Here is a 23,167-nt window from a genome sequence, read left to right on the forward strand (position 1 = left end):
CTTTTCACATCTGCTCACCACTGAGGCGAACCACGTGCGCCGCCCAGTGCTCGAGCAGGTCCTCGTCGTGGCTGATCGCCAGCACACCGGTCCCGCTCTCGCGCACCCGCCGATCCACGACCTGCACCAACGCTGCCGTGGTGGAGGCGTCGAGCATCGCGGTCATCTCGTCGCAGATCAGGTACTCCGGCCGCAGCGCCAGGGCTCGCGCCAGGCAGGCCCGCTGCAGCTGACCGTCGCTGACCTCGTGCGGACGCCGCGTGAGCAGCTCCGGGGTCAGCCCGACCTCCTCGGCCAGCTCGTCGACGTCGCCGTCGGTTCCGGTGGCACGCAGGGGTTCGGCGACGACCTCGCGCAAGGTGAACCGCGGGTCGACGGCGGGACGAGGGTGCTGGAAGACGATGCCGATGGCCGCGCGCTGCTCCTTCGGCGTGGCGTGCCGGAACCCGCCGACGAGCTCGCCATCGAGCGAGACCCGCCCGTCCCACGGCTCGTGCAGGAGCCCGAGCACCCTTGCCAGGGTCGACTTGCCGCAGCCGCTGGGTCCGGCCAGGCCGACCACCTCGCCGCCGAGCACGTCCAGGCCGACGCCGTCGAGCACCGGTTCGCCGCGCTTGTAGCCGGCGACGACGCCGGTCGCGCTCAGCACGGCGGGTGCGCGGCGACCCAGCGGCCGCCGTGGGCGATCAGCTCCGGATCACCCGTGCACGGCGCGAAGCCGGGCACGTCCGGACAACGTTGGCAGAACACGCAACCCCATTCCTGTTCGATGCGGTCCAGTTCGGTCAGAACCGGCGGGTGGCCGGGGATCGGCCGGAACCCGCCGTCGGGCAGCGCGGCGAGCAGCCCCGCGGTGTAGGGGTGCCAGGGCTCGGCCAGCACTTCAGCGGCCGGTCCGGCCTCCACGACGCGGCTGGCGTACATCACCGCGACGTCGGTGGCGACCCGTCGGGCCGCGGCCAGGTCGTGGGTGATCAGCAGCACCGCGCGGTCGTCGGTGGCGGCCTCGGCGAGCAGGTCCACGGTGCGGTGCACCAGCGGCCGGTCGAGCCCGGTGGTCGGCTCGTCGGCCAGGATGACCTGCGGATTCCCTGCCAGTGCCAGCGCGAGCGCGACCCGCTGGGCCATGCCCCCGGACAGCTCGTGCGGATACCGGTCGAGGGCGGCGGGGTCCAGGCCGACGCGTTCGGCGAGGGCATCGGCGTCGGTCTCGCCGCCCAGGGCCCGGATGGTCTCGACGAGCTGGCTGCGCGCGGTGCGCACCGGGGTCAGATGAGTGCTCGCCGACTGCGGAACCAGCCCGACCTCGCGCCCGCGGACCTGCCCGGCCAGCACCGACTCCGGCGCGGACAGCAGCTCAACCCCGTTGCGCAGCAACGCTTTTCCGCGCACCTCGGCGTTGCCGGGCAGCAGTCCCAGCAGCGCCGAGGCCAGCACGGACTTGCCACAACCGGACTCTCCGACCAGCGCCAGCACCCGGCCGGGCCGGAGCTGCAGCGTCGCGTCGGTCACCGCGCGCACCTGCGTCCCCCGCCCCAGCTGGAACCGAACGGACAACCGCTCCAGTTCGAGCAACTGTCCCGCCTCTCCGCGATTTTCAGTGGTGGTCGCGCCCGGAATCGATCTCGCGTTTCGCGCTTTCTTGTGGCTGGGTTGCATCACGGTCCCCTGAGGTGCGGTTGAGCAGTACTCCGGTTGACACAAGGGGTGGCATGCGGGCCGGTCCCGAACCGGCGGAACGCTGATTTCTCGCGAAATCGCCGCCCCGCGCCGGTCACAGGGCCAGCTCCGATCGGCGGCGGGGGACGACGCGGTCGCGCCAGGTCGCCGCGAGGCCGGAGACCGCCAAGGTGGTGGCCACGAGGAGCAGCGAGGGGAACAGGACGATCCACCAGGCGCCCAGCAGGACCGCCTCGCGGCCTTCGCCGAGGATGTTGCCGATGCTGGCCAGGTGCGGAGGCAGGCCGAGGCCCAGGAAGCTCAGCGCGGTTTCGTGCCACACCGCGTGCGGGACGAGCAGAACCGCGGAGAGCGCCGCCTGCGGCACGATCGCCGGCAGCAGGTGGCGCATCAGGATCCGCCAACGCGACGAGCCGCCAGCGATCGCCGCGTCGATGTACGGGCGGCTGCGCAGGGACAGGACTTCGGAGCGCACGATGCGCGCCACCGTCGTCCAGTGCGTCAGCGAGATCGACAGGATCACCGCGGTCAGGCTCCCCCGGTACAGCGCGACGATCACGATGCCCAGCAGCAGGTGCGGAACCGAATTGACGGTGTCCACCAGGCGCATCAGCAACCGGTCCGGCCATCCGCCGGCGGATCCGGCGATCGCCCCCACCAGCGAACCGAGCACAGTGGACACCAGGGCGCTGAATCCGGCCACCAGCAAGGAGATCCGCAGGCCGGTCAGCGACTGCACGAACAGGTCCCGGCCGCTGGAGTCGGTGCCGAACGGGTGCGCCGGGCTCGGCGCGAGCCGGATCGAGTCGTAGCGCACGGACTCGCTGCCGAACAGCACCGGCACCGCGAGCGCAGCGAGCACGAGCACTGCCAGCGCCACCAGCGAGCCCCAGAACCGGGCTCGCGGATGCGCCCGGCCCGTCCGGGAGCGACCGGCGGGCCGCCACTGCCCTGCCTCGGCTGTCTGCACTGTCGTCTCAGCCATCGGCGGCCACCCTCGGGTCGAGCAGGATCGCGGCGACGTCGGCCAGCAGCGATCCGATCAGCACCGCCGCGGTCGCGACCAGGGTCAGGATCGCCAGCAGCGGATAGTCCACCGCGGTCGCGGCGGTGACCAAGGCGGCGGCCAGCCCCGGCCAGGAGAAGACCTCCTCGACCAGCACCGCACCGGTGACCAGCTCCGGGATCCGCGCGCCGATCAGCGTCACGAACGGCAGCAGCGCGGTCGGCAACGCGTGCCGCAGGACCACCACCGGCTCGGCGAGCCCTCGGGCCCGCGCGCCGGTGACGTGGTCCTCGGACAGCGAGGTCAGCATCGACTGCCGGACGTGCAGCACCAGCCACGGCGACTGCGAGATGCCCAGCACCAACGCGGGCAGCACCAGGTGCTTGGTGACCTGGCCGATCGAGGCGGCTTGCCCCGCGTCGGTCAGCCCGGCCACCGGCAACCAGCCCAGGCCCAGCGAGAACACCGCGATGGACAGCAGCGCCAGCACGAACGGCGGCAGGCCCTCCAGCGCGTGTCCGATGGCGGTGACGAACCGGTCGACCCAGCCGCCCTGCCGCCACGCCGCGACCGTGCCCAGCACCAGCGCGATCACCACTGCCAGCGCCAACCCGGTCACGGCCAGCAGGATCGTCCACGGCAGCCGCTCGGCGAGCACCTGCGCCACTGGCTGCCGGAACGACCGGGACACCCCGAGGTCACCGCCGAACACCCCGCTCAGCCAGTGCCAGAACTGCACCAGCACGGGATCGTCGAGTCCGAGCTCAGCGCGCACCCTCGCGACGTCGGCGGCCGAGGCGCCGTAGATCTCCACGCCGTAGTACTGGTAGATCGGGTCGAACGGGGAGGCCGCGGCGAGCAGGAACACCCCGAGCGCCACGATCACCAGCACCGGTACCGCGAACCCGATCCTCCGCAGCACCAGGCGGCCGATCGCACGGCTCATGCGTTCGGCTTCCAGGTCTCGACGTTCCACCACGGGCCCCAGGTGGTGCCGTGCACGTGCGGCTCGATCGACGGCTGGTAGCCGGTCCAGCCGCCATCGCGCATCACGTAGCTGTGGTCGATGAAGGCCAGGTAGACCAGGCCGGGATCGGCGACGTAGGCGCGCTGCGCCTGCCGGTAGAGCTCCGCGCGCTTGCCCGGGTCGAGCTCCTGGCGGGCACCGTCGAGCGCGGTGTCCACCTCGGCGTTGCGGTACTGGCCGGGGTTGTTGTAGGTGCCGGTACCGATCACCGACGAGTGGATGCTGTTGTATGCCTGCGGGTCGGGGTCGATCGGGTTGCCGCCGCCGAGCACGATGCCCTCGTTGCCGATCCGCGCGGCGACCGCGGAGTCGTCCACCCCGGCGGGGTCGACCTGGATGCCGATCGCCTTGGCGTCCGAGGCGAACGCGACGGCCAGGTCCTTGCGCAGGCTGTCATCGGCGAAGTACATGACGGTGAACTGGGCGCGCACGCCGTTTCGCTCGCGGATGCCGTCGGCGCCCGGCCGCCAGCCGGCGTCGTCCAGCAGCTTCTTGGCGCGCTCCGGGTCGAAGTCGAACCGGGCGGCGGGCTCGAAGTTGGCGCCCATCGACTCCGGGATCGGCGCGTACGCGGGCTTGCCGTGCCCGCCCAGCAGCGCCTTGATCATTCCCTCGCGGTTGACGGCGAGGTTCAGCGCGCTCCGCACCGCGGGGTCACCGGCGGCCGGGTGGGTGTTGGGCAGCGCGATGCTGCGGTAGTCGGCGGTGTTGTGGTGCACGGTGCGGAACCCGTCGCGGGCAACGCTCTCGGCGAGCACCGGCGGCAGAACCGTGCCGTCGAACTCACCGGCGGCCAGGCGCTGGGCGCGGGTGTTGTCGTCCTTGGCGAAGACCACGGTGACCTTGTTGATGGCCGGGGCGCCGCCCCAGTAGTCGGCGTTGCCCTCCCAGGTCATCTGGTCGCCCTGCCGCCAGGCGACCAGTTTGTACGGCCCGGTGCCGACGGGTTTGGTGTTGAGCTCCGAGTTCTCCTGCGACTTCGGCTCGGCCAGCTTCTCGTTGGGCACGATGCCCAGCACCAGCTTCGACGGCCACGCCGAGTACGGGATGTTCAGCTCGAACCGCACGGTGTGCGGATCGATCGCGCGCACGTCGGCGAGCATGCTGTAGTCCGAGCTGATGGTGGAGGCGTAGGCGGGATCGATCGCCGCCTTGTAGGTGGCCACCACGTCCTCGGCGTCGAACGGGGTGCCGTCGTGGAAGCGCACGCCCTCGCGCAGCTTCACGGTCCAGGTCTTGGCGTCCGGGGAGGACTGCGGCGCCTCAGCGGCCAGCGCGGGGCGCAGCTCGGAGCGGCCGTCGAAGGCCAGCAGACCGTCGTAGAACTTGGCCGCGCCTTCCACCCCGTAGCCGAGCAGCGGGTTCAGGCTCTCCGGCTCGAAGCCGTCGGCGAGCAGAATCGAACCGGGATCGCCGGACCCCGGCGAGGTCGGCGCGGCGCAGCCGGCACCGACGAGGGTCAACGCGGCAGGAACGGCAACCAGAAAGCCTCGACGATTCAGCACTGCTGAACTTTAAGCACTGCTGCAAATCTTTATCAACAAGGCTGAGACGTTCCTCGCCAAACTCCCTTCCGGAACAACTCCGGCAGGTAGTCCCGTGAGCACTTTCGGGGATTGTGACGCCACGAAGTGCTCACGGGCCTGCACGGATCTCAGGCGACCGGGTCGGGCATGCGGTCGAGGCGGTACTCGCAGGCGATGGTGGCACCGGTCTTCGGGTCGCCGAGCTCCACGCGCCAGGAGTCGGCGAACTGGTCGACCGCCGAGTCCATCGGGATCGTGCCGGACAGCAGCACGGTGCCCGGCTTCAGCAGACCGCGTTCCCGCAGGTCGTCGAGCCAGTACTGCGGCGAGTGCAGCTCGGCCAGGGTGCCCCGCTGGATCTGCTCGCCGCCCGCCCAAGCGGTCAGGGTGAGCTCGTCGATGCGGTCGGCGACGTCGACCAGCCGCCACGCCTGGCGCCCCAGCACGTCCGGCCCGGCCTGCTTGCTCCACGCGACGCCGTGCACCTCCAGCGCCCGGTCGGTGTGGTCGCAGGCCACCGTGAGCAGCACGTCGCGCTCCTCCGGCCCGGCGACGATCAGCGCCCACTCCGCCTCACCGGAGGTGCGTTCGTGCTGCACCGGGACCTGCTCGGGCTGCATCGCCAGGTACGGCGCGACCGGGTACAGGCAGGGCGTGCTGGTCGGCGCGGGCACCCCGAGCTCGGCCAGCTCGGCGACGTGCGCGGCCACGTCGTCCTGGCTGCGACCGGCGTAGCCGCCGTTGAGCAGCGTCGTCACCGACACCTCGACGATCTCGCCGTTGACATCGAAACGCAGTGGAAACACAATCCCCTCCAAGACCGGCATACTTGTTGTATACATTTCGTATCACAACTTCCCGCGCTGCGGCGCGGGAAGCCGACCAGTCGGGACGACAAGGACCTCGATGACTCAAGCCCTCCCCGCCACCGCACGGCCACCCCGCAAGGACCTGATCAAGGCGTTCGTCGCGTCGCTGAGCGGAACGTCCTTGGAGTGGTACGACTTCGCCGCCTACTCGGTGGCCTCGGCGCTGGTGTTCGGCCAGCTGTTCTTCCCCAGCCACGACCCGCTCTCGGGCACGCTGCTGGCGTTCTCCACCTACGCCGTCGGCTACGTCTCCCGCCCGCTGGGCGGCTTCGTCTTCGGCCGCCTCGGCGACGTCCTCGGCCGCAAGCAAGTCCTGGTCATCACGCTGCTGGTCACCGGCATCTCGACGGTGTTCATCGGCCTGCTGCCCACGCACGAGCAGGTCGGCTCGCTCGGCGCGGTGCTGCTGGTGATCCTGCGGTTCGCCCAGGGCGTCGGCATCGGCGGCGAGTGGGGCGGCGCGGTGCTGCTGTCCAGCGAGTTCGGCAGCGAGAAGCACCGCGGCTTCTGGGCATCGGCGGCGCAGATCGGCCCGCCTGCGGGCAACCTGATGGCCAACGGCGTGCTGGCGGTGCTGGCCGCGACGCTCACCCAGGAGCAGTTCATGTCCTGGGGCTGGCGAGTGGCGTTCCTGCTCTCGGCCGTGCTGGTGATCTTCGGCATGTGGATCCGGGTGAAGCTGGAGGAAACCCCGGTCTTCAAGGAACTCCAGGAGAAGGGCGAGCAGGCCGGCGCGCCGGTGCGCGAGGTCTTCACCCGCGAACCGCGGGCGCTGGTGTCGGCGATCCTCTCCCGCGTCGGCCCGGACGTGCTCTACGCGCTGTTCACGGTCTTCGTGCTCACCTACGCGACGCAGCAGCTGGACGTGCCCAAGAGCTGGGCGGTCACCGGCGTCATGCTCGGCTCGACGCTGCAGCTCTTCCTGATGCCGCTGGCCGGTGCGCTGTCCGACCGGCTCGGCCGTCGGCGGGTCTACACGGTGGGCGCAATCGGGGCGGCAGTGTGGCCGTTCGTGTTCTTCCCGATGGTCCAGGGCGGTTCGGCGCCGCTGCTGATCATCGGCGTGGTCGTCGGCCTGGTGTGGCACGCGCTCATGTACGGCCCGCAGGCGGCGTTCGTGTCCGAGCAGTTCAGCCCGGCTCTGCGCTCGACCGGATCGTCGCTGGCCTACACGCTGGCCGGTGTGATCGGTGGTGCGCTGGCGCCGCTGCTGTTCACGTCGCTGTTCGCCTACTTCGAGACCTGGGTCGCCCCGGCCATCTACCTGCTGGCGACCTGCGTGGTGACCCTCATCGGCCTCACCCTCGGACGCCGCGACGCGCAGTGAAGTCCCCCGACACCGGAACCCCTCCTGGTCACCCGGGAGGGGTTCCAAATTTCCCTAAACTTGGGAGCTCTCCGCACCCCCGACGGCACGTGAGTTCCCAAATTTCCCTAAACTTGGGAACTCCTGCGGTGCCCGCGCAGGCTGGGGGTTTCCAATTTTAGGGAAATTCGGGAGCCCCTCAGCCCTCGATGAGGACCTGCTGGGTGGCCGAGAGGTGGGCGATGATCGCCGCTGTGGCGGCTTCCGCGTCGCCGGCTTCGAGGGCGTCGACGATCGCCTCGTGTTCGACCAGCACCGCCTTGCGGCGGCCGCCGTGGGAGAACAGGGCCACGATGCCGGCGCGGATCTGCCGAGCGCGCAGTCCGTCGTAGGTCTTGCTCAGCATGTCGTTGCCGACCGCGCGGACCAGAGCCGAGTGGAAGCGGTGGTCCCGGTCGATGAACGCGCGGGCCTCATCATCGCCGACCAGCTCGCGCTGACCGTCGATCTCGGCGCGCATCTCGGCCACCGGCACCGCGTCGAGCTCGACGGCGCGACGAGCGACGTAGCACTCGATCATGGCGCGGATCTCGAACAGCTCGCGGATCTCGCGCCCGCCGACCGGCGCGATGTAGGCGCCGCGCTTGGGCACCAGTTGCACCAGCTCCTCGGCGGCGAGCAGGAGCAGCGCCTCTCGGATCGGCGTGCGGGACACTCCGATCTCGTCGGCCAGGGCCTGTTCGTTGACGAACTGCCCCTGCATCGACGGGTCGCTGAGGACGGTGTCCTTGAGGTGGTCGTAGGCGAGTTCGCGTCCGGACGGCAACGAGTACCCCTTCTTGCATATCGCTGGTATACAAACATGGTAACGGTTGTGGAGGATGGTTATGCGGATTGCGTTGTGCCAGATCGTGACCGGCCCGGATCCGAAGGCGAACCTCGAGCTGGTGGCCGACGGCGTGCGCCGGGCCGCCGAGGCCGGGGCGGACCTCGCGGTGTTCCCGGAAGCGACGATGGCCTGCTTCGGCGTCAAGCTCGGCCCGCTGGCCGAACCGCTGGACGGGCCGTGGGCCACCGAGGTGCGGCGCCTGGCCGACGAGGCCGGCATCGCGGTGGTGGCCGGCATGTTCACCCCCGCTGACGACGGCCGGGTCACCAACACGCTGCTGATCACCGGCCGCGGCATCGACACCGCCTACGACAAGATCCACCTCTTCGACGCCTTCGGCTTCGCCGAGTCCGACACCGTCGCCCCCGGCGCGGAACCGGTCGTTGTGGACCTCGACGGCACCAAGGTCGGCTTCACGACCTGCTACGACGTCCGTTTCCCCGGCCTCTACACCGCACTGGCCGACCGCGGCGCGTCAGTCATCGTCACCTCGGCCTCTTGGGGTTCAGGCGAAGGCAAGCGCGAGCAGTGGGAACTCCTGGTCCGAGCCCGCGCCCTGGACTCGACGTCCTGGGTGGTGGCCTGCGGCCAAGCCGACCCCCGCAGCATCGGCCGCGAACCAACCGGCAAGGCCCCCACGGGCATCGGCTACAGCCTCGCCGCCTCGCCCTTCGGCAAGATCCACGCCCAGCTCGCCGACGCCCCGGACGTCCTGGTCGTCGACGTGGATACCGACGCGGTCGACCAGGCCCGCCAAGCGATCCCGGTCCTCACCAACCGCCGCTTCTGACCCAGCCGAGTCACCCGGGTTGGTGCCAATTTCGAGAGAAATTGGCACCAACCCCCCACTCGAGCGACCCGCCGCCACGCCTGGGGATGTCAATTTCTCGCGAAATTGGCACCCTCTCCGGTCTCCGGTCGGGTGCGGCGACGGAAGGTGAGGGCTGCGAGGACGGCGCCGATCGTCAGGACCGCGGTGACGAGGAGGCTGGCTTCGATGCCGAAGCTGCCGCCCGTCAGGAGGTCTGCGCTTCCTGGGGTGCCGCCGATGCTGAGCATCGTCGTCTGGACGCCCATGCCGGACACCTCGATGCCGTAGACGTTGCCCTGGAACCAGTTCCACATCGTGTGGAAGGCGCACACTCCCCACAGGCCACCCTCGGCCAGCGCCCAGAACGCCAGCAGCAGCGCGATCAGCAGGATGTTGATCAGGGCCACCACGCTCACGTTCGGGTTGATGCCGTGCAGCAGCGCGAACACCACCGCTTGGAAGGCGATCGCGGCCGTCAGCCCCCACTTCCGGTAGGTGACCTGCATCAGGTAACCGCGGGTGATGACCTCCTCGGTGCTGGCCTGCACTGCAAACCCGATGAGCGCGATGAAAGCGCCGCCCACCTGCGCGGTGTGCACCGCGGCGAGATCGAACTGTCCACTGAGGAGGTTCACGCCGACGGGCACGGACACCAGCACCACCGCGGCCGCAGCGCCGATCGCCAGGTGCGGGCCGATGCGCGAAGCCGGGAAGAACCCGACGCTGCCGAACGGCCGCTGCTCCTTGAACCAGATCCACAGCGCCAGCAACCCGACGATGCCGAGGAAGCTGAACAACATGATGAGCTGGACGGTCAGGTCCGCCGGCCCACCGACCAGAGCCCCGACCGGCACCCCGAACACCGAGGCCAGCACCATCGCCCCGGCGGTCTGCCCGACCACCAGGAACCCCACGACGACGGCCAACCCGACGATCGGCCCGCTGGGCCGCCGAGCCCGGTAGATCCCGCCCAACAACGGCGACGGCAGGCCTTGATCAGGCTGCGCAGTGCTCACAAGAGGTTCTCCCCGACCGTTCACCATTCTCGGATCATCCCCGAACACCCAAACCTTCGTCACGACGGGCAACGTCTCGCTACCACAGGTGAAGGGTCTGCCGCACGAGATCCCCGGCGACGGGGCGTATGGCTACGCTGGTCCAGTACTCGTAGGGAGAGGGGCTCGACAATGATCGCGCTTCCCGACTGGATGGCACTTCCGCCTGAAGGGCTGAGCGCAGCGGAGTACGAGGCGCTGCCCGAAGAAGTGTGCCGCGGCATCGAGATTGTCGATGGAGCCATCGTCGTGCCCCCCGCCCCCCGACGCTTGCACCAGCGGATCGCTCGCCGACTCGCAGGCGAATTCGAGCAGACCGCAGGCCCCGAACTGACTGTTGACACCGACGTCGACCTCCGACTACGGGACGTGCCGCTGCTCAACCGCCGTCCGGACGTCGTCATCTACGACTCCGCACTCCCCGACGACGTGATCCTCCGACCGCAGCATTGCCTGCTGGTCGTCGAGGTGATGTCACCGGACTCGGTCACCGCCGATCGAACCGACAAGCCAGCCGAGTACGCCGCCGCCGGCATCAAACACTTCTGGCGCATCGAAAGTGATGCCCAGGACGATCGGCGCTTGGCCGTGTTCCGCTACTGCTTGGATCCCGCAACGAGGCGCTACGCGCCTGCTGGTGTGGATGTCGACAAGCTGGCGGTATCCGATCCCGTTGACCTCACCATCGACTTCGACGCCTTGTTCTGAGCGAGCACCACGGTGAGCCGCGGTGCTCGCTCAGGGCACTCCGGTGTCGCCTGGAGCTCGCCGAGCGGAATCTGGCTCACATGTCCAGGCCGAGGTCGAGGGCTGGGGAGGAGTGGGTCAGGCCGCCCACCGCCAGGTACTGGACTCCGGTTCGGGCGTAAGCGTTGGCCACGTCGAGGGTCAGGCCGCCGGAGGCTTCCAGCTCCGTCGCCGGAGAGACCGAGCGGACTCGGCGGACCGCTTCTGCGCACTGGTCTGGGGTGAAGTTGTCCAGGAGGACCAGGGACACCTCTTCGGCCAGGACCGCGTCCAGTTCGTCCAGTGTGGACACTTCGACCTCCATCGGGAGGTTCGGGGCGTGCTCGCGGCAGGCTCGCACCGCGGCCACCACCGAGCCCGCCGCCACCACGTGGTTGTCCTTGATCAGCACCGCATCGCCCAGGCCCATGCGGTGGTTCACGCCACCGCCGCAGCGGACCGCGTACTTCTGCAGCACGCGCATGCCGGGCAGGGTCTTGCGGCTGTCGCGGATGCGGCAGCCGGTGCCCTCCACCGCCTCGACCCACGCCGCGGTCGCGGTGGCGATACCGGACAGGTGGCACAGCAGGTTCAGCGCCGTGCGCTCGGCCGTGAGCAGGCCGCGGACCGGGGCTTTAACCCGCAGCACGCAGTCGCCCGGCGCCAGCACGTCGCCGTCGACGCGCTCGGACAGCACCGCGTAGGCGTCCGCGCCCAGCACTTCGTCGAGCACCAGCCGCACCAGCGGCAGCCCGGCGACCACCCCGGCCCGGCGGGTGTTGAACCCGGCTTCAGCGATCGCGTCGGCCGGGACCGTCGCCTCGGTGGTCGCGTCCGGTCCGTAGCGCAGGTCTTCAGCCAGCGCCGTGCGCACCACTTCGCGCGCGTCGTCGATGTCGATGGTCATGCCGCGGTCCTCGCAATCCCCGCCGTGGTGTGGATGAGCCAACCCGAGGCGTCCAGCCGGAACACCGTGCTGCGCCGCCAGCGCAGGTCGTCGGTGTCCAGGAAGTCCGTGCGCCGGTGACAGCCGCGCGACTCCGCACGCTGCCGGGCCGCGGCCAGCAACGCCTGCGCCGTCATCAGCAACGACGCGTCCTCGACCGCCTCGCGGGTCCGAAGTGGACGAACCACCGCAGCGTCGTCCAGCGCCTTCGTGGCAGCGGCCAACCCCTCTTCGGAGCGCCCGATACCCGCGTGACGACTCATGATGGACTGCAACAACTCGCGGTCGGCCACGGCGAGCGCCGGCTGGACGAATTCGCCGACCGACTTGCGGTTCAGCAGGCCGCAGCACAGATCCTTGGCCACCGCCTCAGCCGCACGCGCCCCGACGACGAGACCTTCCAGCAGGCTGTTGGACGCCAGCCGGTTCGCGCCGTGCAACCCGGTGCAGGCCACCTCACCCGCCGCGTAGAGACCCGTCACCGAGGTACGGCCGTCCACACTGGACATCACGCCGCCGCAGGAGTAGTGCGCGGCGCTGGCCACCGGGATCGGTTCGCGCACCGGGTCGATGCCGGCCGCCCGGCAGGCCGCGTGCACCGTCGGGAACCGCTCGGCGAACCCGGCGCCGATGCTGGTCGCGTCCAGGAGCACGTGCTCCGAACCGGTTTCCGCGGCACGACGGTTGATCATCGCCGACACCACGTCACGCGGCGCGAGGTCCTCCAGCGGGTGTTCACCAGCCATGACGCGCTGGCCGTTCACGTCGACCAGCACTGCACCCTCGCCACGTACCGCCTCGGTGATCAGCGGACGTCGACCGCGCGGCCCGCCCGGCGTGTAGAGCACCGTCGGGTGGAACTGCACAAACTCCAGATCTGCCACGGTGGCACCGGCCCGCAAAGCCAGCGCCACACCGTCCGCAGTGGACACCTCGGGATTCGTCGTGGCGGCGTAGAGCTGCCCGAGACCGCCAGTGGCCAGCAAAACCGCAGGTGCGCGTAGCACTCCCGGTCGGCTCTCGGAGTCCATCGCGAGCGCGCCCGCAACAGAACCGTCCTCGCCGCGCAGCAGCTCGACCAGGCAATGCTGCTCCAGCACCGGGATTCCGCCACCGCGCACCGCGTCGGTCAGCGCACGCTGGACCTCCGCACCGGTGGCGTCGCCGCCCGCGTGGATCACGCGGAACGCGCTGTGCCCGCCTTCGCGGGTCCGCGCCAGCTCGCCGTCCGCTCCGACGTCGAAGCGAGCACCGGCCGTGCGCAGCCGCGCGATTGCCGCCGCGCCGTTGGACAAGATCTCCCGCACCGCCGGGCGCGAGCACAGCCCGACGCCCGCGGTCAGCGTGTCCTCGACGTGCTTGTTCAGGCTGTCGCCCGGGTCGAGCTCGTCGGTCCGGACCACGGCGATACCGCCCTGCGCCCAGCTCGTGTTGCCCGCCGACACCGAGTCCTTGCTGACCACCAGCACCCGAAGTCCCAGCTCGCGGGCCCGCAGCGCCGCGGTCATGCCCGCGACACCGGTGCCGACGACGAGCAGGTCAGCGCCCGCTTCCCAGGTCATTCGCCGCCTCCGGGCTTGCCGATGGCGATCATCCGTTCCACCGAGGCCCGCGCGCGATCGGCGACGTCGGTGGGCACGTGCACCTCGTCGGCGCCCTCACGCAGGCAGCGCAGCAGCGCGGCCGGGGTGATCATCTTCATGTACCGGCAGGAGGCCCGGTCGTTGACCGCGCGGAAGTCGATCTCCGGCGCGGCCTTGCGCAGCTGATGCAGCATCCCGACCTCGGTGGCGACCAGCACCGAGCGCGCACCGGTGTCACGCGCCGCGGTCAGCATGTCGCCGGTGGACAGGATCTTCACCCGCTCCGAGGCGACGATGCCCTCCCCCGCCAGGTACAGCGCCGAGGTCGCGCAGCCGCACTCCGGGTGGATGAACAGGTCCGCGTCCGGGTTCGCCGCCGCCCGTTCGGCCAGCTCCGGGCCGTTGATGCCAGCGTGCACGTGGCACTCCCCGGCCCAGATGTGCAGGTTGTCCCGGCCGGTCTCGCGCTTGACGTGCGCGCCGAGGAACTGGTCCGGGCAGAACAGCACCTCGCGGTCGGCCGGGATGGAGCGCACCACGTCGACCGCGTTGGACGAGGTGCAGCAGATGTCGGTCTCCGCCTTCACGTCGGCGGTGGTGTTCACGTAGGACACCACGACCGCGCCCGGGTGCTCGGCCTTCCAGGCGCGCAGCTGCTCGGCGGTGATCGAGTCGGCCAGCGAGCAGCCCGCGCGCTCGTCCGGGATGAGCACCGTCTTCTCCGGACCGAGGATCTTGGCGGTCTCGGCCATGAAGTGCACGCCGCAGAAGACGATCGTGCTCGCGCTGCTGCTGGCCGCGATCCGGCTCAGCGCCAGCGAGTCCCCGGTGTGGTCGGCGACGTCCTGGATCTCCGGTAGCTGGTAGTTGTGCGCCAGCAGCACCGCATCGCGCTCGTCGGCCAGCGCGCGCACTTCGCGCGCCCAGTCGGCGTCAGGCCGGACTCCCGTGTAACCGGCGTCGGTCCGCTCCCAAATGCCAGTGGCGGCCATCTCGTCCTCCTCGCCGGATCCCCCGGGCGGCTCGTCCGGAAGGTCCCTTCAACACCCCGGCTCAACCACCCCGAGGTTTTCGCCTTAGAATCGAAAACGTGCCACATATTAACACCGCTGGTCATCCGAATGAGAGCGACGCTGGTCACGAAGTGCTGGCCGGAGTGCTCCAAGTCCGCGACGGCCAACTGCAGGTGATGCTCTGGCAGCGCGCTCAGGAACCGGACCTGCACCGCTGGTCACTGCCCGGTGGACGGCTGTCGGCCACTGAGGGCGTGGAGACCTCGATCCGCCGCCAGCTGGCCGAGAAGGTCGACGTGCACAAGCTGTCCCACGTCGAGCAGCTGTCGGTGTTCAGCGCCCCGAACCGGGTCCCCGACCGCCGCGTCGTGGCCACCGCGTTCCTCGGCCTGGTGCCCTCCGACGTCGACCCCGAGGTCCCCGCCGACACCCAGTGGCACCCGGTCGAAGCCCTGCCGCCGACGGCCTTCGACCACGAGCAGATCGTGCTCGCCGTCCAGGACCGGCTGCGCGCCAAGCTGTCCTACACCAACATCGGCTTCGCGTTGGCCCCCGCCGAGTTCACCGTCTCCGAACTGCGCGACATCTACTCCGCCGCGCTCGGCTACCAGGTCGCGTCGACCAACCTGCAGCGCGTCCTCACCCGCCGCGGCGCCCTGGAACCCACCGGTCACACGGTCCCAGCCGGCCCCTCCGGCGGTCGCCCCCCGGCCCTGTTCCGCTTCACCAGCCGCGATCTCCAGGTCACCGACCCCTTCGCGGTCTTCCGCCCACCGAGTTAGGCATACATCGGGGTGAGCACCCGCACCGCCACGCAAAACGAGCCAGGAACGGTGGTGGACAAGTAGGTTTAGGGGCGTGTTGGACGTCTTGCCGTTGTTCCCGCTGGGGTCGGTGTTGCTGCCGGGCGGCCAGCTGCCGCTGCACGTCTTCGAACCGCGCTACCGGCAGCTGGTCGACGACCTCGTCGGCGAAGCCGTGCCCGACCGAAGGTTCGGCGTGATCGCCATCAAGCAGGGCTGGGAGGTCGGCGAGGACAACGTGGACTCGATGTACGACGTCGGGTGCTCCGCGGTGCTGGACGACGTCCGCCAGCTTCCCGGTGGGCGCTACGACGTCAGCGCCGCCGGCGAGCGGCGGTTCCGGCTGCTGCAGATCGACAGCACCACCGCGCCTTACCTCGTCGCGCACGTCCAGTGGTTGCCGGACACCGAACCGGCCAGCGACTCCCCCGGCCGCCGCGAGCACCTGACGACCACGGCCCGCGCAGCGCACCAGCGCTACCACTTCACCGGCCTGCGCGGCGGACGCCGCGAAACCCCTGGTGCGGACGCCGATATCGCCGATCTGTCCTACTTGCTGGCCGACGACTGCGTGCTGACCGTGGAGGACCGGCAGGACCTGCTCGCCGAAACCGATCCGCTGGCACGGCTTCGCATGGTCCGCCGGTTGCTGCTGCGCGAAGCGGAATTCCTCCGCGAACTGCGCGCAGTGCCAGCCCCGCTCACCGAGTTCACCCAAGGCACCAGCGTCAACTGAAATCTGTCTCCGGTGGTCGTTTTGCGTGGCGGTGCGGGTAGCGGAACCTCAGCGTCCGGTACCCCACTTGATGTATGCCAAATGCACGGCAATGGGGCCGTCCTCGCCAGGACGAACGCTGAGAACCCGCGGCGGCGCAAGCTGCGAGGGTGGGCTAACCGCCTCCGGCGTCTCAAAAACAGAAACCAAAACCACGACCAGCGAATCCCTAGCGCCTGATCACCGTCGGAGCGCTGGATAAGATCAGCTCATGTCCTCACCTGGTGGTCCATGGGGTTCCGATCCAAACGGTCAGCAGTACGACCCGCTGACCGGCCAGCCGATGGGCGGTGCGCAGGGTCAGCAGCCCGGCGGGCAGTACCAGGGATTCGGCGCGTTCGGCCAGCCGCAGCAGCCACCGCAGTTCCAGCAGCCCCAGTACCAGCAGCAGCCCCAGTACCAGCAGCAGCCGCAGTACCCGGGCATGATCAGCGGTTTCCCGCCCCCGCCGAAGAAGAGCCGGGGTCCGATGATCGCCGCGATCGCGCTCGGCGCAGTGGCCGTGATCGCCATCGTCACCACGATCGTCGTGCTCATCCCCAGCGGCAACGAAGCAGCACCGACGCCGCCGCCCGCGAAGCCGACCACCAGCCAGAACACTCCCACCCAGGCCCCGACCACGCAGCCGACCGCAGCCAACCCCGACTTGCAGCCGGTGGTCCCGGGGTGGCAGGTGGTGCGGGCGCCCAAGCGCACCGCGCTCTACGACGTGCCGCTGGGCTGGGAGCTGGACCCCAACCCGGAGAACATCCAGGCCTACGGCCCGCCGGACGACCCGGTGACCATGACCGGGGTGGCCGACTACCAGGTCGGTTTCTGCCCCGGTGACCCCCGCAGCTACCGCGCGACCTCGGGCGTGAGCGCCCGCAAGGGTCCGGACGACACCACGGTGGCCAACGAGACGCTGGCCAAGCTCGTCGACCTGGCCTACTCCCCCGACGGCGTCAAGCCGGTGGTCGAAACCGGCCCACCGGAGCAGATCCAGCTGCCCGGCAACATTCCCGCGGTCCGCGTCACGGCGCGGGTGACGCTGCCCCAGCCGGGGCCGTGCGACTCGGCGAAGGCGCTGGCCAGCGTGGTGGCGACGAACAGCGACGGGCAGAGCTCGGTGGTCCTCATCGCCGCCGCGGACCAGGACGTGGAAGGCGCCTTCACCGGCGACCAGCTCGACCAGCTGACCGGATCCCTCCGCGCAGCCCCCTGACGAAACCGCACCCCGGCTCTGTTCAAGAGCCGGGGTGCGTCGTTTCTCAGAGCCTGTCTTTGAAACGCCGGAGGCGTTCAGCCCACCCTCGCTTCCGCTACCCGCACCGCCACGTTTCAAACAGACACTCAGGAAGTTCAGCTGAGGCGGCGACCGAGGTCGTCGAGGCCGTTCCAGGAAGCCGCGAGGCCGTAGCCGAGCGCCACCGCGAGCGGCTGCGCCAGCATCACCCAGCCGGTGCTGATCTCAGGTGCCACCGTGATCAAGTCGCCCAGCTGCGGGTTCGGCGGCATCTCGTACATCCCGGCGGCGAACGAGGCACCCATCTGCATGCCCAGCCAAGCCGCCAGCAGCGACCCCAGCACACCGCCGATGAGCAACACCGGGCCACGTCGACGACGCATCTGCCAGAGCACCGAGGCGGTCAGCAGACCGGCGCCGAACGTCAGCAGCATGAAGATCGCGATCGCATCGAAGCCGTGGTAGCTCTCCACCAGCAACGGGGTCAGCGAACCCTTCGGTCCGAGCACGCTCTGCTGCGGCGGCGCCAGCCGGGACCACACCCACCCCACGGGCAACCCGATCAGCGCGATCAGCGACATCGCGCTGATCGCGGGCAGCAGGTCGGCTTTGACCACCACGCGCGGCACCGGCGGCTCGGTGAGGTACGGGATCAGGTGATCCACCTCGTCCTCGATCCGCTCCGGGACGGCACGAGTGCCGTGGGACTCCCCTCGGGGTGCTTGGGGGCTGTCCGCCACTCGCCGACCTCCTAGCGGCGCCAGACCGCAGTTCCGAGCGGAACCGCAGTTCTTCCGGGTGTCAGGTCGCAGTGCCAACTGGAACTGCGATCCCGCAACGGCGACCGGCCGTCGCGGTCACCCTAGCGCTACAGCGCGCGATGCTCGCATCACCCGATGCCCGGGTGCGCGGAGCACGTCAACTATTCTGCGCGAGCCCCCATGTCAGCTACGCCGAAGGACGCGTGAAGTGGCGGGAATCCTGCCGAGCATCAAGTTGACCGGACCGAGCCCGATCGACGAACCGCGGCGGGACTCAGCGGTCCGCCTGCCGCTGCGCAACACGATCGCCGAGCTGCTGCTGGGCGCTGCGGTCGCCGCCGTGGTGAGCATGGTGCTGCAATTCGCAGCCGCCCACGTGAGCATCAGCGAACCCAGCTTCGCCCCCGAGGCGCTCGCCGCCACCGGCAGCGGACTGGTGCTGATCGTGCTGTTCGTGCTGCTGGCACTCCGGCACCACCGCTCGCCGCGCTGGCTGCGGCTGTTCGGGACCTGGGTGTCGCTGAGCGCGTTCAGCACGCTCGCGCTGGCCCTTCCGCTGCAGAACACCAGGTTCTACTACGGCGGGTCCTCTGTGGACAACGGCTTCCGCATGCAGTACATGACGCGGATGGCCAGCACCCCGGGCCTGGCCGACATGAACTACGTCGACCTCCCGCCCTACTACCCGAGCGGCTGGTTCTGGCTGGGCGGCCGGTTCTCGAACCTCCTCGGCTGGGAGGGCTGGGCGGCGTACAAGCCGTACGCGCTGGCCTGGGTCGCGGTGACCACCGTCGTGGCGTTCACGCTGTGGAGCGTGGTGGTGCGGCGCCGCGTCGCGCTGCTGGCCGCGATCGCCACCGCGCTGGCGGGGATGCTGCACGGCATCGAGGAGCCCTACGCGTGGCCGTCGGCGGCCTGGCTGGCCCCGGTCGCGGTGCTGGCCTGGCACGCGCTGCGGCGCCGGGACCCGGCTCCCAAGTGGACGTTGGTGTGCATCGGCGGCTACGTCGGATTCACCTCCATCACCTACACCCTGCACTTCGGTTTCGCGGTGCTGATGGTGCTGACGATGGCGGTGGTCATCGGCGCGTTCCGGGTGCACCAGGGGGAACGCCTGTGGCCGACGGTTCGCCAGCTGTTCCTGCGGTTGCTGCCGATCGGCCTGGTCAGCCTGGTCATCGCGCTGGTGTCCTGGGGGCCCTACCTGCTGGCCACGGACTTCCTGCTGAACAACCCGCGCAGCGCGGCCCAGCACTACCTGCCGGAGGAGAGCGCCCTCCTGCCCACCCCGATGCTGGAGGGCACCGCGTTCGGCGTGCTGTGCCTGGCGGGTCTGGTGTGGCTGCTGGTGCGCTGCCGCCGCAACGAGGTCGCGGCTTCGATGCTCACCATCGTGATCACGGTCTACTGCTGGTTCCTGCTCTCGACGCTGGCGCTGGTCGCCAAGACCACGCTGCTGGCGTTCCGGCTGAACGTGATCCTCGACGTGACGCTGGCCGTGGCCGGGGTGTTCGGCCTCCTGGAGCTGATCGGCTACCTGCGGCGCAAGCTCGACACCCGGCACTCGCTGCAGATCAGCATGGTCGCCTGCGCACTCGGGCTGCTCGGCGCGATCTCGATCAGCCAGAGCGCGATCGGGGACAAGTTGCAGGGGTCGATCCAGGCCGCCTACCAGGACTACTACCCCACCGGGGACAACGCGATGGGGCAGCGCGACCCGGCGCAGCTCGGTTCGTGGAACGCGGAAGAGATCCGCGCGGTCGCCGAGCTGACCGGTCGTCCTCCGGAGCAGAACCTGCTGATGAGCACCGACTACAAGTTGATGTCCTTCATGCCCTACTGGGGCTTCCAGCAGGAGACTCCGCACTACGCCAACCCGCTCGGCGACTACGACCAGCGCATCGCCGAGATCCAGCGGTGGACCACGGCCAAGACCAGCGACGAATTCCTCGGCATGCTGCGCGACAGCAAGTTCCGCACGCCCAACGTGTTCATCCTGAGCAACCCGGACAGCCCGCACTCGACCGTGGAGCTGCCCGAGGGCGAGGAGGGCAAGCTGGTGCTGCAGCTCAAGGCCGACGCGTTCCCGCAGGTGCCGAACGTCCGCGACTACGACGTCTACTTCGACCGCGCGGTGTTCGACTCGCCAGCGTTCGTCAAGCGCGACGTCGGCCCCTACACGGTCATCGCGCTGCGCTGAGGACTGGTGGTGCGGCGGGTTCGGTAGTTGAGCGCGGCCAGCGCCAACGCGACCGACCACAGCGGCCAGAGCAGCATCGGCAGCCATGCCATCGGGTGGGCGGCGATCTCGGTGTTGGTGGTGAACGCCAGCGCCAGGATCGCCTTGCCCGCCGCCATCACCAGCACCGACACCGCCAGCGCGGTCGCGGCGGGGAAGTTGACCGGAACCTCGCGGCCCGCGGCGAACGGGATCCAGCGCGGCCAACGCTCGCCCCACGGCCGGATCAGGCCCCAGGTGAGCACGGCACCGCCGACCGAGGCCACGGCCAGCCCGAGGCCGGCCGCCTTGCCCGACACGTCCATCGACGGAATGGCGAACCCCGGCACGTCCAGTACCATCAGCACCCGCGTCGCCGCGTAGACCAGGGGCGCGATCATCGCGATCTTCGTCCACCGCGCGGTGCGGATCCGTGCGCGCTCGTGGGTTTCGGATGGGGACACCGGCCGGTCCACCAACGTCCACAGCAGACTCGCGGCAGCCACGGCCATGCCGAGCTGCATCAGCAGTGAGACCGAGAGATAAGCGCTGAGGTTGTCGGCGTGACCCGTCACGGCTGAGACGGCCATGAACGGCAGATAGCCGATCGCCGCCAGCGCACCAGCGTCCAGGAGTAGCGCGAACGCGCCGAGCGCGGCGATCTGGACTGCGCGGTTCTGCCACGCAGCAGCGGCGACGACGACCACCCCGCACACGGCCATGACCAGGTGCGCCATCGGCTGGGGCAGCAGGGCCAGCGATCGGCCGGAGCTGTCGCCCGGTGCGGCCAGCGGGTTGGGTGCGCCGGTCGCCCAGCACACCGGCGGGATCACCAGCAGCGCCAGCCCGACGCTCCCGGCTGCGAAGTCGGAAAATCGGTGTTCAGTCATGCCCGAAATGCTGGCCGGAACGCCAGTTTCGAACCTCCTCCGCGGCGGACCGACTGCCTCCTCCGCGAGGAGGAGATCAGCCCCGCACGACGCCGTTCTCGTAGGCCCAGATCACCGCGTGCAGCCGATCCCGGACGCCGAGTTTGCGCAGGATGCTGCCCACGTGCGTCTTCACCGTGGTCTCCGCCAGGTGCAGGGCGGCGCCGATCTCGACGTTGGAGCAACCGCGCGCCAGCTCCACGAGCACGTCGCGTTCACGCCCGGTCAGCACCTCCCACGCGGGCTCCGGCGGCTGCGGCGCGGACGTGCGGGCCAGCTCCAGCAGGCTGCGGGTGGCGCGCGGGGAAACGATCGAATGCCCCTCGTGGACAGTCCGCACCGCGGCTACGACCTCCTCTCCCGGCGTGTCCTTGGTCAGGAAACCGCTGGCCCCGGCCCGCAGCGCGGCGAACAGGTTCTCGTCCAGGTCGAAGGTGGTCAGCACCAGCACCCGGGTGCTCGGCAGCTCGGCGGTGATCAGCTCGGTCGCCGCGATGCCGTCCAGATCGGGCATCCGGATGTCCATCAGCACCACGTCCACCCGGCTCGCCCGGCACACCGCCAGCGCTTCCCGCCCGGTCGCGACCTCGGCGACGCAGGTCAGATCGTCGTGCAGCCCGAGCACGGTGGTCAGCGCCGAGCGGATGAGCTGCTGGTCGTCGGCAACCACCACGCGGATCGTCATCGCGGCGCCTCCAGCAGGCCGAACCCGGCCCGCACCTCGGTTCCCGCACCCGGTGCGCTGCGCACTGTGAAATCGCCTCCGATCTGCCGCATCCGCTCGGCCATCCCCACGATGCCGAACCCACCGGCGGCGGTCAGGTCCGCCGAGGTGCCCGGACCGTCGTCCGCGACGGTCACGATAAGCCGATCTTGCGCCCAGCCCAACACGACCCGGCAGGTCACGTCCGGCCCGACGTGCTTGAGCGCGTTGGTCACCGACTCCTGCACGATCCGGTAGACGGCGTGCCGCTGCGCGGTGTCGATCTCCTGCGGCTCGCCCTCGTTGACCAGCTCGACGTCGGCGCCGGCTCGGCGGAACGTCTCGACCAGTTCGGCGAGGTCCTGGCCCGCTGGCACGGTCTCGTCGCCGGTGCGCAGAACGCCGAGCATGCTGCGCAACTCCCCCATCGCCTGCCGCCCCACCTCGACCGCCGTGCCGATCATCTCCCGCGCCTTGTCCCGATCGCGGTCGAAGACCAGGCGCGCGGTGTCGGCCTGGGCCAGCACGACCGCGAGCGAATGCGCGGCCACGTCGTGGATCTCGCGGGCGATCAACCGGCGTTCCGCGGCGGTGGCCTCGCGCACCTGCTGCTCGCGCAACAGCTCGGCCTGAGCCGCCCGCTCCTCGAGGGACCGCACGTAGGCGACGCTGATCCGCGAGTAGCGGCCGAGCGCCCACGCCGCGAGCACGGACCCGAACGCCGCAGCCGCCAGCACCCCGGCCGTACCCAGCGGATCGACCGGGAAGCCGATCACCCCGCGCACCACGGCGATCGCCGCGCCGAGCAGACCGCAGGCGACCGGCAGCGCGGAGCGCTCGGTGTGGGCGACGACCGCGTGCAACAGGACCGGGTGGATCAGCGAGAACGGCAGCAGGATCGGCGGAACGCCCTGCTCACCGACGTTCGGCAGCGCGACCAGCACCAGCATCAGGCCCGAACCGACGACGAACGCCGCCGTCGGCCAGATGCGGCGCACGGCCAGGCACGCGGTGAGCCCGACCAGGATCGAAACCACCGCCACCCACGCCGGAAGGCTCGACCCGCGCACAGCGCTCAGCGATACCGCAGCCCCGATCGCCCCGCAGAGCACGGCTAGCGGGCCGTCGATGACCAGCCGATTCGTTGCAGTCCGCACTGCGTCAACTTATCCACCCGAGGGCGCTCAGACCTCCTCCTCGAGAACGAGGTCCACAGTGGAGATCAGTCGTGAGCGGCGATGCTCGCAAGAGCAACCGTCGCTGCTCACGGCTCGGCTGAACATGCGACAGCGCCCGCACAGTGGCACCTTCACCAT

General features: G+C 70.0%; 22 protein-coding genes. 7 read left to right on the plus strand and 15 right to left on the minus strand.

Features of this window, described 5'->3' with window-relative positions; genetic code table 11:
* Nucleotides 1-4 precede the first annotated feature (4 nt).
* The 6 genes from ACWCO2_RS08750 to ACWCO2_RS08775 form a co-directional block, all read right to left on the minus strand.
* The gene (locus ACWCO2_RS08750; protein ID WP_450127113.1) at nt 5-649 is read right to left on the minus strand and encodes an ABC transporter ATP-binding protein; all 645 of its coding nucleotides are present in this window, start codon (nt 647-649) and stop codon (nt 5-7) included.
* Nucleotides 643-1,575, minus strand: a complete 933-nt coding sequence (locus ACWCO2_RS08755; protein ID WP_450127114.1) for an ABC transporter ATP-binding protein — start codon at nt 1,573-1,575, stop codon at nt 643-645. The genes ACWCO2_RS08750 and ACWCO2_RS08755 overlap by 7 nt, the downstream gene beginning before the upstream one ends.
* A 199-nt stretch (nt 1,576-1,774) precedes the next feature.
* Nucleotides 1,775-2,665, minus strand: a complete 891-nt coding sequence (locus tag ACWCO2_RS08760) for an ABC transporter permease (RefSeq protein ID WP_450127115.1) — start codon at nt 2,663-2,665, stop codon at nt 1,775-1,777.
* A complete protein-coding gene (locus ACWCO2_RS08765) occupies nt 2,658-3,632 on the minus strand; it encodes an ABC transporter permease (RefSeq protein WP_450127116.1) in 975 nt (324 codons plus the stop codon). The genes ACWCO2_RS08760 and ACWCO2_RS08765 overlap by 8 nt, the downstream gene beginning before the upstream one ends.
* Nucleotides 3,629-5,218, minus strand: coding sequence for an ABC transporter substrate-binding protein (locus ACWCO2_RS08770; RefSeq protein ID WP_450127117.1), 1,590 nt, complete (start codon nt 5,216-5,218; stop codon nt 3,629-3,631). The genes ACWCO2_RS08765 and ACWCO2_RS08770 overlap by 4 nt, the downstream gene beginning before the upstream one ends.
* Nucleotides 5,219-5,367: 149 nt before the next feature.
* On the minus strand, nt 5,368-6,045 hold the full coding sequence (locus tag ACWCO2_RS08775) for a DUF2848 domain-containing protein (protein ID WP_450127118.1): 678 nt from the start codon (nt 6,043-6,045) through the stop codon (nt 5,368-5,370).
* 100 nt (nt 6,046-6,145) lie between these two features.
* Here ACWCO2_RS08775 and ACWCO2_RS08780 point away from each other — a divergent pair, with 100 nt between their 5' ends.
* Entirely contained in the window at nt 6,146-7,435 is a 1,290-nt protein-coding gene (locus ACWCO2_RS08780; protein ID WP_450127119.1) for an MFS transporter, read from the plus strand.
* A gap of 178 nt (nt 7,436-7,613) precedes the next feature.
* Here ACWCO2_RS08780 and ACWCO2_RS08785 read toward each other — a convergent pair whose 3' ends face one another.
* Nucleotides 7,614-8,240, minus strand: a complete 627-nt coding sequence (locus ACWCO2_RS08785; RefSeq protein ID WP_450127120.1) for a GntR family transcriptional regulator — start codon at nt 8,238-8,240, stop codon at nt 7,614-7,616.
* A gap of 61 nt (nt 8,241-8,301) precedes the next feature.
* Between ACWCO2_RS08785 and ACWCO2_RS08790 the strand changes: the two genes are divergently transcribed.
* The gene (locus tag ACWCO2_RS08790) at nt 8,302-9,093 is read left to right on the plus strand and encodes a carbon-nitrogen hydrolase family protein (RefSeq protein ID WP_450127121.1); all 792 of its coding nucleotides are present in this window, start codon (nt 8,302-8,304) and stop codon (nt 9,091-9,093) included.
* Nucleotides 9,094-9,182: 89 nt separating this feature from the next.
* On the opposite strand, the gene ACWCO2_RS08795 is transcribed toward ACWCO2_RS08790, so the two are convergent.
* On the minus strand, nt 9,183-10,130 hold the full coding sequence (locus ACWCO2_RS08795; RefSeq protein WP_450127122.1) for a CPBP family intramembrane glutamic endopeptidase: 948 nt from the start codon (nt 10,128-10,130) through the stop codon (nt 9,183-9,185).
* A 171-nt stretch (nt 10,131-10,301) separates the two neighbouring features.
* Here ACWCO2_RS08795 and ACWCO2_RS08800 point away from each other — a divergent pair, with 171 nt between their 5' ends.
* On the plus strand, nt 10,302-10,877 hold the full coding sequence (locus ACWCO2_RS08800; RefSeq protein WP_450127123.1) for a Uma2 family endonuclease: 576 nt from the start codon (nt 10,302-10,304) through the stop codon (nt 10,875-10,877).
* Nucleotides 10,878-10,953: 76 nt separating this feature from the next.
* Here the strand turns inward: ACWCO2_RS08800 and nadC are convergent, their stop codons facing one another.
* From nadC to nadA, 3 genes are read right to left on the minus strand one after another with little or no spacing between them, the layout of a single operon-like run.
* Complete coding sequence (nadC, locus tag ACWCO2_RS08805) at nt 10,954-11,802, minus strand: carboxylating nicotinate-nucleotide diphosphorylase (protein ID WP_450127124.1); 849 nt, start codon at nt 11,800-11,802, stop codon at nt 10,954-10,956.
* Nucleotides 11,799-13,403, minus strand: a complete 1,605-nt coding sequence (locus tag ACWCO2_RS08810) for an L-aspartate oxidase (protein ID WP_450127125.1) — start codon at nt 13,401-13,403, stop codon at nt 11,799-11,801. Before ACWCO2_RS08810 ends, nadC begins: the two co-directional genes overlap by 4 nt.
* A complete protein-coding gene (gene nadA, locus ACWCO2_RS08815) occupies nt 13,400-14,416 on the minus strand; it encodes a quinolinate synthase NadA (RefSeq protein ID WP_450127126.1) in 1,017 nt (338 codons plus the stop codon). Before nadA ends, ACWCO2_RS08810 begins: the two co-directional genes overlap by 4 nt.
* 152 nt (nt 14,417-14,568) lie before the next feature.
* On the opposite strand from nadA, the gene ACWCO2_RS08820 reads away from it, so the two are divergent.
* The 3 genes from ACWCO2_RS08820 (at nt 14,569) to ACWCO2_RS08830 (ending at nt 17,219) form a co-directional block, all read left to right on the plus strand.
* The gene (locus ACWCO2_RS08820; RefSeq protein ID WP_450127151.1) at nt 14,569-15,219 is read left to right on the plus strand and encodes an NUDIX hydrolase; all 651 of its coding nucleotides are present in this window, start codon (nt 14,569-14,571) and stop codon (nt 15,217-15,219) included.
* Between the two features lie 79 nt (nt 15,220-15,298).
* Nucleotides 15,299-15,976, plus strand: a complete 678-nt coding sequence (locus tag ACWCO2_RS08825; protein ID WP_450127152.1) for an LON peptidase substrate-binding domain-containing protein — start codon at nt 15,299-15,301, stop codon at nt 15,974-15,976.
* Between the two features lie 250 nt (nt 15,977-16,226).
* Nucleotides 16,227-17,219 (plus strand): EGFR-like transmembrane domain-containing protein, encoded by a 993-nt coding sequence (locus tag ACWCO2_RS08830; RefSeq protein ID WP_450127127.1) that lies wholly within the window; start codon nt 16,227-16,229, stop codon nt 17,217-17,219.
* Nucleotides 17,220-17,356: 137 nt separating this feature from the next.
* On the opposite strand, the gene ACWCO2_RS08835 is transcribed toward ACWCO2_RS08830, so the two are convergent.
* Nucleotides 17,357-17,980 (minus strand): DUF2567 domain-containing protein, encoded by a 624-nt coding sequence (locus ACWCO2_RS08835; protein ID WP_450127128.1) that lies wholly within the window; start codon nt 17,978-17,980, stop codon nt 17,357-17,359.
* A 229-nt stretch (nt 17,981-18,209) separates the two neighbouring features.
* Here ACWCO2_RS08835 and ACWCO2_RS08840 point away from each other — a divergent pair, with 229 nt between their 5' ends.
* Entirely contained in the window at nt 18,210-20,201 is a 1,992-nt protein-coding gene (locus ACWCO2_RS08840; RefSeq protein ID WP_450127129.1) for an arabinofuranosyltransferase, read from the plus strand.
* Here the strand turns inward: ACWCO2_RS08840 and ACWCO2_RS08845 are convergent.
* From ACWCO2_RS08845 to ACWCO2_RS08855, 3 genes are all read right to left on the minus strand, one after another.
* A complete protein-coding gene (locus ACWCO2_RS08845; protein ID WP_450127130.1) occupies nt 20,177-21,109 on the minus strand; it encodes a hypothetical protein in 933 nt (310 codons plus the stop codon). The two genes, ACWCO2_RS08840 and ACWCO2_RS08845, sit on opposite strands and share 25 nt — an antisense overlap.
* A 76-nt stretch (nt 21,110-21,185) precedes the next feature.
* Nucleotides 21,186-21,833 (minus strand): response regulator transcription factor, encoded by a 648-nt coding sequence (locus ACWCO2_RS08850; RefSeq protein ID WP_450127131.1) that lies wholly within the window; start codon nt 21,831-21,833, stop codon nt 21,186-21,188.
* A complete protein-coding gene (locus ACWCO2_RS08855; RefSeq protein WP_450127132.1) occupies nt 21,830-23,008 on the minus strand; it encodes a histidine kinase in 1,179 nt (392 codons plus the stop codon). Before ACWCO2_RS08855 ends, ACWCO2_RS08850 begins: the two co-directional genes overlap by 4 nt.
* Nucleotides 23,009-23,167: the final 159 nt, after the last annotated feature.

The organism is Saccharopolyspora sp. NPDC002376 (assembly GCF_053593195.1).